6 protein-coding genes are annotated in these 11,660 nt (G+C 47.3%); 2 read left to right on the plus strand and 4 right to left on the minus strand.

Going from position 1 to position 11,660, the window contains the following annotated elements:
- Both LDL18_RS01625 and LDL18_RS01630 read left to right on the plus strand, forming a co-directional pair.
- Positions 1 to 890, plus strand: an 890-nt coding sequence (locus tag LDL18_RS01625; protein WP_296506468.1) for a TonB-dependent receptor, incomplete at its 5' end; no start/stop codon positions are given.
- A gap of 467 nt (positions 891 to 1,357) precedes the next feature.
- Positions 1,358 to 2,287, plus strand: a complete 930-nt coding sequence (locus LDL18_RS01630; protein WP_296506470.1) for a DMT family transporter — start codon at positions 1,358 to 1,360, stop codon at positions 2,285 to 2,287.
- Between the two features lie 66 nt (positions 2,288 to 2,353).
- Here LDL18_RS01630 and LDL18_RS01635 read toward each other — a convergent pair whose 3' ends face one another.
- From LDL18_RS01635 to LDL18_RS01650, 4 genes are read right to left on the minus strand one after another with little or no spacing between them, the layout of a single operon-like run.
- Entirely contained in the window at positions 2,354 to 5,536 is a 3,183-nt protein-coding gene (locus tag LDL18_RS01635) for an efflux transporter outer membrane subunit (protein WP_296506472.1), read from the minus strand.
- Positions 5,533 to 5,670 (minus strand): hypothetical protein, encoded by a 138-nt coding sequence (locus tag LDL18_RS01640; RefSeq protein WP_296506473.1) that lies wholly within the window; start codon positions 5,668 to 5,670, stop codon positions 5,533 to 5,535. Before LDL18_RS01640 ends, LDL18_RS01635 begins: the two co-directional genes overlap by 4 nt.
- On the minus strand, positions 5,670 to 8,969 hold the full coding sequence (locus LDL18_RS01645; protein ID WP_296506475.1) for an efflux RND transporter permease subunit: 3,300 nt from the start codon (positions 8,967 to 8,969) through the stop codon (positions 5,670 to 5,672). The genes LDL18_RS01640 and LDL18_RS01645 overlap by 1 nt, the downstream gene beginning before the upstream one ends.
- Complete coding sequence (locus tag LDL18_RS01650; protein ID WP_296506477.1) at positions 8,966 to 11,629, minus strand: efflux RND transporter permease subunit; 2,664 nt, start codon at positions 11,627 to 11,629, stop codon at positions 8,966 to 8,968. Before LDL18_RS01650 ends, LDL18_RS01645 begins: the two co-directional genes overlap by 4 nt.
- Positions 11,630 to 11,660: the final 31 nt, after the last annotated feature.

Below are 11,660 nucleotides of genomic sequence, written 5' to 3' on the forward strand. Positions count from 1 at the left end.
TGACAGCAGCCCAGTGTGAATTGATGGGTGTAACAAAAGCCCAATATGGAAAGATTGCGGATAATCCGGCTTATCAATACAATGGCTTGACGGGTGGGAATCCCAATTTAAAGCCAGAGACAGCTAATACTTTTACTGGAGGTATTTCTTTAACACCATTCCGCCGCTTCAGCTTTACAGCGGACTTCTATGATATCAAAATCAAAAATATTATTCAGACGCTTGGTGCTGATACCATACTACAGCTGTGCGGTAATAAAGGGCTTTATTGCGACCACATTCATCGCGATGGAAATGGTTCGTTGTGGCGTAGCCAAGAAGGATATGTCACTGATACCAAATTGAATATTGGTTCTCTTGCAACTCGTGGTGTCGACTTTGGTGTCAACTATAGTTACCCATTAGGAGGAAAATACGGTAGTTTGAGTTCCTCTTTCAATGGAACGTGGTTGTTAAACTTCAAAACTAATCCGGGCGGAGGTGCACCTGTTTATAACTGTGCTGGCCTCTATGGGGCAGTTTGTGGCATGATTATGCCCAAATGGCGCCATCAGATGCGAGTAAGCTGGGATCTTCCCGCCGGATATGGTTTTTCGGCTATGTGGCGTTTTATAGGAGGTGCTAAAAGTGACGTTGGAACGACGGCCAATCCAAATGGCACGGCAACATCAAGTATTGATAAAAAAATTGGTAATGTCAGCTATCTCGATTTGACCGCTTACTATAAGGTGACTGATAAAGTCACTTTAAGCGCAGGCGTTAATAACGTTATTGGGACTAGACCGCCTTTGGTGACTGGGCAGAATGGCGGAGATACCACAAATAGCTATAGTGGAATCTACGATGTCTATGGTCGCTACATCTTTGCTGGCCTGAGCTATGATTTCTAAGTCATAATTCACAAATTAAATAAAAAAGGCAGATAGTGATATCTGCCTTTTTTGTTATCTCTAAAATTTGTTTTAGAAAATATTATTGAGATTAATTTTTATATTTTAATTATTGGCTATATAAATTCAAAAGTAGTTAATTGATTTAATTCATTTAAATTATAAAATAAGTCCAATAATAGAATCGATCAAATTATATTAATTTATAATTAAATATATATTAGTAATATTGTTATATATTAATGTCTATAAAAATTGAATTTAAATATTTTTTTGCTGACATTTAATTTTGGGGGCTATTTTTTAGATCAAAAAAATATAAGCAGCCATTCTTATATTTGAATCATGCTCTTTCAAAATTCGATTCCAGAAATTGTTGATTGCCGTGCATCGACATTCACATCAGGCTGATACCGAGAATGACAAGAGCTGCCTAAAATAAAAGTGATGGCGGAGTTCACGTTACCATGGAAAAAAAAGGCATCACCATAGCCCTTATAGCCTATCTGGCTTTTACGATCAGCGATGCAGGATCGAAACTGCTGGATGGAAAAATAAACGCTTTTGAAATTGCTTTCCTTGGGGGCGTTATTGCGGCTCCGGCAATTCCTTTGATGCGAAAACCGCATGAGAGCTATCTCAATATCTTTGGATTTTACGACTTTAAGATCTGGCTTATCAGAGCTGTATGTGTTGCGCTTTGCACCTTCTTTAGTGTGGTTGCCTTTACGCGTTTACCGATGACTGAAGCCATGGCGCTTTTGTTTCTATTGCCATTTTTTGTTAATCTTATTGCTCTTATTTTTCTGCATGAAAAGATATCTTTTGCAAAATGGGTAGCTTTGATTATCGGCTTTATCGGTACGGTAATTATTTTGAGACCCGGTATTAGACCTTTAGGCGTGGGGCATTTGGCGGCCTTAGCCGGTGCTTTCTGCACGGGTGCATCATGGGCGGTTTTCAGAGCCACCAATAAGAAAAAAGGCGGATTAGTAACAAAACCGTCTCGTTTGTCACTTTATAGCGCGAGTGTTGTTGGGCCTATTGTTATTGATGGGGCGATGACATGGAATAGCTGGGTTACGCCAACTGCGTTGCAATGGTTCTATCTGTTCATCTATGGCTTATTTGCGGCTTGGGGGCAGATTATGATGATGATTGCCGCAGAATATGCAGAAGCTAATACGATTGCCCTGCCCCAATATAGTCAAATGGTTTGGACGGTGATTTTCAGCTATCTTGTCTTTCATCAGCCGGTTGATTTTATTTCTTTTGTCGGAATCGCCGTTATCTTTTTATCTGGATATCTCACTTGGCGCAGCGGAAGAAAGTTAGTCACAGCCCCCCTGCCACCGATTGCCAATCAAATTGAAAAAACACTCGAAGCCGAAGAATAATTTTTAAGGATGGTCGCCAGACCATAATTAAAGTCTGGCGATCATTTTTGATTTTAAATTGTCATTTTATGACTTCGTTTTTGGCTTCTCGGCGAGAGCCTTCTCTGCTTTTTCATCAGCCAGACGCTGTTTCTTTGCTTCGTGGAAAACTTTGTGATTGGGAGGCATGCGAGGAGGCAATCCTGTCCATCCCCCGCCGAGAGCCTGAATCAGCGAAACCGCTGCTGTTTGACGAGCAAGTTGCGTTTGCATCAGACTGCGCTTGGCGGACAGAGCCGAGGTTTCAACAGTAACTACATCAGTATAGGCGACTAATCCGACCTGATAACGCTTTAATATTGCCTGCTCGCTCCGATCGGCATTCTTAAAGGCGTCATTGAGATGTGTTTCTTGATTGCCATATATCTGCGTCGCAGCGATTTCATCTGCTACATTTTGATAGGCCTGCAAAACGATTTGCCGATAGTTGGCAACTGCTTGGGAATAGGCAGCACGTGCCTGATGCAATTGCGATAGATGTGATCCCCAGTCGAGAACAGTGAAGGCCATTGAGGCACCGACAGACCAGATGCTGGAAGATTGTGCCAAAAGCCGCGTAATGTCGCCAGCTGTATCACCCGCATAAGGTGACATGCTGAAGCTAGGATAGAAAGCGGCTTTCCTGACTCCGATAGTCGCAGAAGCTGCTTCTATCTTGCGTTCTGCGGAAGCAATATCTGGTCGTCTCTGCAACAAAGTAGAAGGCAGATCTAAAGGCACGTCGGGAACAATGGGACTCCAGTCATTCCTTGGCTCGATATGAAAATCACCAGCCGGAATACCGACATAGACAGAAATGGCATCTTCATAGGTGCGTCGATTCTGTCTTAGACTTTCGATCTGAGAACGCGTATTTGATAGCTGTGTTTCTGCTTGGAATACGTCACTTTCAGGCGCAATGTCTGCATTGAAACGATTTCGAGCTACTTCCAAGGCATGCGTATAAGCGGCAATGGTTTGCTCCATGACTGCAATTTCAGCATCGGCTTCTCGTAATTGCAAATAGCTGCTGGCAACACCGGCATGGAGAGCTAACCTTGCAGTTTCAATATCAGCCATATTGGCTTCAGCGGTTGCCTTTGAATTTTCGATCTGCCGCCGCACACCACCAAAGAAATCTGGTGTCCAGCTCATAGAGAGACCGGCGCGGTAGTTATCGCTGATATTGCTTCTACTGACCGTTGAGGAGCCACCGCCCGCAGTGTTGACGACTTCGCTGCCGCCACCGGTTACCGTGTGCTGGTTTGAGGCGCTAAGACTGATAGTCGGCCACATGGATGAACGGTTCTGCCCCATGACAGCTAAGGCGTTACGCCATGTCGCTTCGGCTTGGGCGACGCTTTGGCTGGCGACGTCAGAGCGTTCGATCAGCTTGTTTAATTCGGGGTCGTTAAATAATTCCCACCAGCGATCTTTAATCTGGCGATCCATAGGCTGGGCTTCTTGCCAGCTGATTTTTTGACCGTTGGGCGTAATCTGATCGGGGGGAAGTGGCGGAGTGTTTTCAGTGGCAGATTTCTTTTGATCGGATTTTGCGTCAGCCGATTTTTTGGGGTCGGAGGCTGCCTTGCCAGAAGATAATGTCGCACCGGTAGCGCCCCTATTTCCGGCGATATTTGTTACCTTGTTGTTATCGGCACCGCTATATTGATGCGGTGTTGGAGCCGAGGGGCGAACATAGTTGGGCCCAACTTCGCAGCCTGCCAAAACCAAAGCAAGAGGCGGTAAAAGGAAAAGCGCTTTAACGGATTTTCTAATTTTGCAGGATAAAAGGAAAAAGTCTTTAGTGCTTTTTTTGACTTCAGATGATGAAAAGGAAAAAGCCTTAGCCTTTTTTCGCAGTTCGGATGATGAAGCAGGAATAACTTTAGTCGTTTTTCCAAATTCAGAAGATGAAAGAGAATAACTAGTAGCGACTTTTTCAACTTTCATTGGTGAAGACGGCGTGGCGTTGGTAGCCTTCACAACCTTGGGCGAGGAAGAGGAAAAAATGGCGGCCTTTTCAGCTTCGAGCTGAGAAACAGGCGTAGCGTTAGTAGCTGCCCTAACCTCGGGAGAAGAAAGAGAAAAAGTTATGACAGCTTTTTCTTCGAGTGATGAAGACAGCGTAATGTTGGTGGCGTGTCCGACTTCAGGCGAGGAAGAAGAAAGACCTTCAGCGGCTGTTCCGACATCCGATGGCGAAAGAGAAAAGCTTTTGGTCGTTTTTTCTATGGCTTTGGCTGTTTTTCTAACTTTAGACAGGCAAAAAAATGAGGTCTTCACGGTATTTTCAACTTTGGACGAGAGAAGAAAAGAAGATTTTGCGGTATTTTCAACTTTGGATGAGGGAAAAGAAGAAGATTTCGCGGTATTGCCAGCTTTGGATGAGGGAAGAGAGGCAGACTTCTCAATATTTTCAACTTCCGATAAGGAAAGGGAGAACGCCTTGACTGTGTTTTCAGCATTAGAGGGTAAAAGAGAAAAGGCCTTCATGCTATTTCCAATTTGGGGCTGGCCGGAGATTTCGAGCGTATACGGCGTAGGGATTCCAGTCTGGGAGTGAGAGGCGGTAAGGGTCGAAGCCTTTACAAGATGATGTAATCGGCAAGAATGAGGCCGCTTAATGTCGGATTTTGACAGAGGGAAAGTCATCATAGATTTTTCAAATTGAGCGCGCTGCAAAATTTCAGCATGAGGCAGCAAAACTGCGGCAACCTGTTCATCTTCTTCAGATTGGCGCTGGCTCGATATTCTGTCTTGGAGATCAAGAAGAGGTGCTGACAAATAAACCTTGATGGAGATTGTCGGTTGGAGAGCAATGCCCTTTCCTAATCCCGCGATATTCGAAGGCGTAAGGCAAGAAGCCTTTCTATATTCTGTGTGAGTGGATTGAGATATATCGAGCCTTTCTTGGAAGGTCGATATATCGGTTCCCTTGGGAGTGATGACAGCCCCTGCCCGTATAGAGCTTTTTGATTGGATAAAATCAGCCAGAAAAGAATAAGGTTTCATAGCTGTTCCAGATTGAAAAAGCCCTTCGGTTCCAATGTCGGAATAGCCGATCAGGCGGTCAAAATCGCTTGTAACAGGGGTAAAACTGCCTTTATTTTTTTTATATAGGCCGTTCTCTGGATGGATGATTTTGGTCGAGACCATCGCCATAATAGGCGACATAGGAAAAAGGCCGGAGAAGGCGAAAAGAGCCGTTTCGGAGGTCTTTTTTTTCATCTTTTTCCCCATGCTGAATAGGTCTGATTGACCGGATTCATTTCTAAAAAGAAAAAAGCCGTCAGGGGGTTACCCATATTGTCATCGCCTGACTTCTGATGAGGAAGGATAGCGGGCAATAGAAGAAAAGCCATCATGCTTTCTCCAACCTATTTTCAGCCTTGGCCTTCCGCCGCCAAGGCCGCCAGCGAGATAAGCGGTCAAAATAGATATAGATGACTGGAGTTGTGAACAGCGTTAACATCTGGCTGACGACCAAACCACCGATAATCGTAACACCCAGAGGTTGACGAAATTCAGAACCTTCACCGAAACCGATAGCCAAAGGCACAACGCCTAGAGCCGCCGCCAAAGTTGTCATAATGATAGGGCGGAAACGCAAAATGCAAGATTGCCGCATGGCCTCTTCCGCAGACAATCCCTGCTCCCTTTGGAGATGCAAGGCCACATCAATAACCAAAATAGCATTCTTTTTGACGATGCCCATCAACAGGAAAACCCCGATCAAAGCAATGACGGAGAAATCCATATGAATGAGCATGAGAGCTAAAACAGCCCCTACCCCCGCCGCCGGTAAAGTAGAGATCACCGTAATCGGATGGATCAGATTTTCGTAAAGAATACCCAAAACAATATAGATGGTTATCAGCGCAGCCAAAAGGAGCAAGGCTTGGCTGCCACTGTCATTGCCTAATTTAGCCGTTCCGGCAAAATTACCCCGAATATTGGCAGGCACCATCAATTGCGCCATTTTTGCTTTAATTTCGCTTTGCGCTTCATTGAGATTATGGCCGCTTTTCAAGTTGAAAGAAATAGTGGCAGCGGCCTCGCCATTATCATGCTGGATAGATAAGTCAGTCGCATGAAGCGAGAATTTCGCAATGGCAGGCAATGGCACCATTGTGCTGGCCGAGGTGTTCAATGCGCTACCTGTCGAGGGATCACGCAAAGACGGATTAGCCGAATTAGCATCACCGCTATTCCCGCTGCCCGTAGAATTGACGGAAAGAGCCGAAGAGTCATTGGCAACTGAAGTCGCCCCTGCAGCATTGGTTCCCGTTCCGGCAATAGCCGTGGTATTGGTGCTGGAGGCGGAATTGGTTGAACTATTCGCCGGAATATAAAGATTTTGCAGTGCTTGGGGCCCTTGTTGATCCTTCGGCGCCCATTCGAAAACAACCGGATATTGATTGATATCTTCGTAAATCGTCGCAATTTGGCGCTGACCAAAGCTGTCATAAAGGGCGTTATCGACGTTACGCGCACTGATGCCGAGGCGGCTGGCGCTGTCACGGTCAATACTGACCATCGATTCAATACCATTCAGCGATAAATCATTATCGACATCCGTCAGGATATCAGAAGTTTGCAAGGCTTGCGTCAGTTTCGGCACCCAATCTTGGAGCGCTTTACTGTCGTCAGAAATGAGCGTGTATTGATAGGTAGAATCCGAAGAGCGCGCCCCCATCCGCAAATCCTGCATTGGAGACAGAAAAACCGAAATTCCGGTAAGCTGTGCCAATTTAGGGCGCAGACGGTTAATGACGACGGTCGCTTTTTCCTTTCTTTCACCCCATGGTTTCAGTTCAACCATCAAAAAGGCGCTACCTGAGCGTTTGCCGCCGGTAAAACCGATAACCGTTGAAACCTGCTTTTCTTGCCGCAAGATATTGACCGTTTGCGTCAGTTTCTTTTCCATTGTCTGGAAAGAAGAAGAGCGGTCAGCCCGCACCCCAGCCATTAGGATGGGTGAATCCTGTTGCGGAAAAAAGCTTTTGGGGACAACCGCGTAAAGATAAACTGTCAGCACCAAGACCAGCAAAAAAAGCACCAGCATCAAAGGCTTCATCGATAATGCCCAGTTCAAGGCATAGCTGTAGGCTTTTTCGACATAAGCAAATGATTTTTCAAAGAAATGAGCAATGCGTCCCTGTTTTTTATCTTCTTTGCGCGGGGAAAGCATCCATGCGCACATCATCGGTGTCGTCGTCAATGAAATGACCATCGAGATCAGCACAGCAGCCGAAAGGCTGACTGCAAATTCGCGGAAAAGCCGTCCCCCAATGCCCCCCAAAAAGAGCAATGGAATAAAGACCGCGACCAAAGACAGGCTGATCGACAAAACAGTAAAACCGACTTCTTGCGCCCCAAGCAAGGCGGCTTCCATGCGTCCCATGCCATTTTCAAGATGGCGAGCGATATTTTCCAGCACCACGATAGCATCATCAATGACAAAGCCGGTGGCGACAATAATCGCCATCATTGAGAGATTGTTGAGCGAGAAGCCCGCAAAATACATCACCGCAAAAGTGCCGAGCAGAGAGACCGAGGCCGCAACCGCCGGAATGACAACCGCGCTAAGATTGCGAAGGAAAACACCGACGACCGCAATGACCAAAACCAGTGAAATAATCAGCGTGAGCCGCACTTCATTTAAAGTCGAGCGGATAGAACTGGTGCGATCATTGGCAACCGTCACATGAACATCCGAAGGCAGCATTTTTTCAAGATGCGGTAATTCCGCCCGAAGTGAATCGACCAGATTGATAAGATTGGCACCCGGTTGTTGGGTAATCAGCACGATAACCGCAGGATGACCGTTGAAAAGACCAAGATTACGGGTATCGGCGACCCCATCGGTCACAGAGGCGATGTCTTTTAACCGGATCGCCGTTGTGCCGTTGCGCCATGCCACCACCAGATCACCATAAAGTTTGGCATCGCGCCCCAGTTGATTGGTGTAAATCTGGTAATGATGACCGTCAGGGCTTTCCAAGGCACCTTTGGGGCGGTTGGCATTCGCACTTTCAATCGTGGCGCGGACATCTTCGAGGCTAAGCCCGAAGCGACTAAGCGCATAAGGGGAGACATCAATTCGCACGCCCGGCAAGGAGCCGCCGCCAATTTCGACCTCACCCACGCCGGAGACCTGTGACAATCTTTGTGAAACAAGATTGGAAACGGTTTCGTAAATTTGCCCCGGTGTTTTGCTGTCCGAGGTCAAGGCCAAAACCATGACCGGCATCATCGAAGGGTTTACTTTGAGATAGCTGGGATTGCTTTGCAGTGTTGACGGCAAATCAGCACGGGCAGCACTGATGGCCGCCTGCACTTCTCTTGCCGCGCCATTGATGTCGCGATCAAGGCCAAATTCCAAAGCGATCTGGGTTGATCCGACCGAACTGCTGGAAGTCATTTCGGTGACATCCGCAATGACCCCCAAGCGCCTTTCCAAAGGCTGGGCAATACTGTTGGCCATAGTATTGGGGCTGGCACCGGCCATGCTGGCTTGCACCACGATTACGGGAAAATCAATCTGCGGTAACGGCGCGACCGGTAGTTTGAAATAGGCAATAATACCGGCCAGCGCGATTCCGATGGTCAGAAGGGTTGTCCCGATCGGGCGTGAGATAAAAGGTCGCGACAGATTCACGCCGATGTAACCTCATTTTCAGAATCTTTGTGACGGCGGAGATGCGCTATTTTCTGCCCCAAACGGTCGAAGAACAGATAGATCACCGGCGTTGTAAAGACTGTCAACATTTGCGAGGCCAATAACCCCCCGAAAATCGCAAGACCAAGAGGACGGCGCAATTCTGCCCCGCTGCCATGACCGATCATCAGAGGAATGGCGGCAAAAAGGGCGGCCAAAGTAGTCATCAGAATAGGTCTGAAACGCAAGGTTGCCGCATTAAAGATCGCTTCTTCGGGGGATTTCTTTTCCTCCCTTTCGGCGGCAATCGCAAAGTCGATCATCATGATGGCATTTTTCTTGACGATACCGATCAACAGGATGATGCCGATAATCCCGATAATATCGAGATCATGGCCGGAAACCCATAAAGCGAGAATGGCACCGACACTGGCAGAGGGTAGAGTTGAAAGAATAGTCAGCGGGTGAATATAGCTTTCATAGAGAACGCCAAGGACAATATAGACGCAAATCAACGCCGCAAAGATAAGGAGTATCTGGTTGCCGAGGGCTTTTTCATAAGCACTGGCCGCGCCTAGCAGGGTCGTTGTGATACCGGCGGGAAGATCAAGTTTGGAAATTTGGGCGCGAACGGCCTTTACCCCGTCACCTAAAGCCGTATTAGACGCCAAGTCAAAGCCGACTGTTGCCGCTGGAAATTGTGCCACATGCATAATTTGCAGGGGCGATTGGCCTATTTTTAGGGTTGAGAAGCCATTTAACGGCGTTGGCAGTGTTCCACTGCCCGCGAGATTGAGATGCCCCAAAGATTCAATGCTGTTTAAAAGATTGGGACGGGCTTCGAGAATAACGCGATATTGGTTAGTTTCGGTAAAAATCGTCGAGATAATACGCTGGCCAAAAGCCGAATACAGCGTGTCATCAATATCGGCGACCGTTACCGATAATCGGCTGGCCGTTTCACGGTCAATATTAACATAGACCGCGTCGCCTTTGGCATCGGCATCGGTATAAACATCCGTCAGCTTTTTACTTTGCCCCAAGCTATCGGCGATAGCACGCGCGGCTTTATGCACGCTGTCGGTATCGGCACCTTCAACCGATAGGCGGAAGCGAGTGGGCCCAGTATCGGTATCGACGGTTAAATCCTGAACCGGTTGGATATGAGCGCGGATGCCTGCGACAGCGCCAACCGCCTGATAAAGGCGTTTGATAACCGGCTGTTCATCCGAGATACCTTCTTTCAGATTAACCAGCATCACGCCTTGATTAAGGGCGCTGTTCGTTACACCATCAACGCCGCTCATCACCGATAAATTTTCGACCGCTGGATCTTGTAATATCTTGGCCGCGGCCTGTTTTTGTAATTCAGCCATTCGGCTATAGGAAACATCGGGGCTGGTATCGGTCTGTATCCGAAGCTGTCCGGTTGCTTGTAACGGGAACAGACCTTTCGGAATGGCGATATAAAACAGAGCCGTTCCAATAAAGGTAACGATCGTTAAAATAAGCGTCAGCGTTTGATGCCCCAATACCCATTTGAGGCCATGTTCATAATGATATTCGAGCCGTTCAAAGCCTTTTTGAATACGATCACCAATCGGGTTTTTATGACGATGGGCAACCAAAAGACGAGCCGATAACATCGGGGTCAATGTCAAAGAGACAACGGCAGAAATCAGGATAGTGATAGCCAAGGTCATCGCAAATTCACGGAAAAGCCGCCCGACGACATCGCTCATAAATAAAAGCGGGATCAAAACGGCAATCAGCGAGATGGTCAGCGAGATAATCGTAAAGCCGATTTCCTGCGCGCCTTTTAGCGCCGCCTGAAAAGGGGCTACGCCTGCCTCGATATGGCGTTCGATATTTTCGATCATCACAATGGCATCATCAACCACAAAACCAGAGGCAATGGTAAGCGCCATCAAGGAGAGGTTATTCAGGCTGTAATTCATCATATACATCGCAGCAAAGCTGCCGATCAGCGAGATCGGCACCGCCACCGCTGCAATAAGCGTTGCCCGTATAGAATGAAGAAAGAAGAAAATAACCAGAATGACCATGACGACGGCCAAGACAAGTTCGACCTCGACATGTTCAATAGACGCGCGAATACCCGTTGTCCGATCAGCAACGACGGATACTTTGAGGCCTGCTGGTAATCCGGCCTCCAATTCGGGAAGCTGTTTTTTAATATTATCGACCGTGGCAATCACATTCGCGCCCGGTTGCCGCCGGACATTGATAATAACCGCCGGTGTAATATTGTAATAGGCACCGAGGCGATTATTTTCAGCACCGGCCACCACCTGTGCTACGTCGCTCATCCGAACCGGACGGCTGTTACGCATAGCGACAATCAGGTTTTTATAATCTTCAACCGTCAAAAGCTGATCATTGGCATTGATTTGCCATGATCGCGTGGGCCCGTCGAAGCTACCTTTGGCAGCGTTGGCATTGGCATTATCAATCGCGGTTCTAAGAGTTGAAAGCGAGATACCATAGCTGGCTAAGGCTTGCGTATCGGCTTGTATTCGCATGGCCTGACGCTGACCGCCGGATAATTCGACCAAACCGACACCGGAAACCTGTGAAATCTTTTGCGCTAGACGGGTTTGAACCAGATTTTGGACATCGATCAGCGCAAAAGATTTCACAGGTTTCCGGTGTCGGTTTGGAAAGAGTGTA

The sequence above is a fragment of the Zymomonas sp. genome (assembly GCF_020216885.1).
Lineage (GTDB): Bacteria > Pseudomonadota > Alphaproteobacteria > Sphingomonadales > Sphingomonadaceae > Zymomonas.

What these genes read in the sequence shown, in the direction of transcription:
- LDL18_RS01630 (WP_296506470.1), top strand. Translation starts at nt 1,358, where the DNA reads ATGGAAAAAAAAGGCATCACCATAGCCCTTATAGCCTATCTGGCTTTT.
- LDL18_RS01635 (WP_296506472.1), bottom strand. Translation starts at nt 5,536, where the DNA reads ATGAAAAAAAAGACCTCCGAAACGGCTCTTTTCGCCTTCTCCGGCCTT.
- LDL18_RS01640 (WP_296506473.1), bottom strand. Translation starts at nt 5,670, where the DNA reads ATGGCTTTTCTTCTATTGCCCGCTATCCTTCCTCATCAGAAGTCAGGC.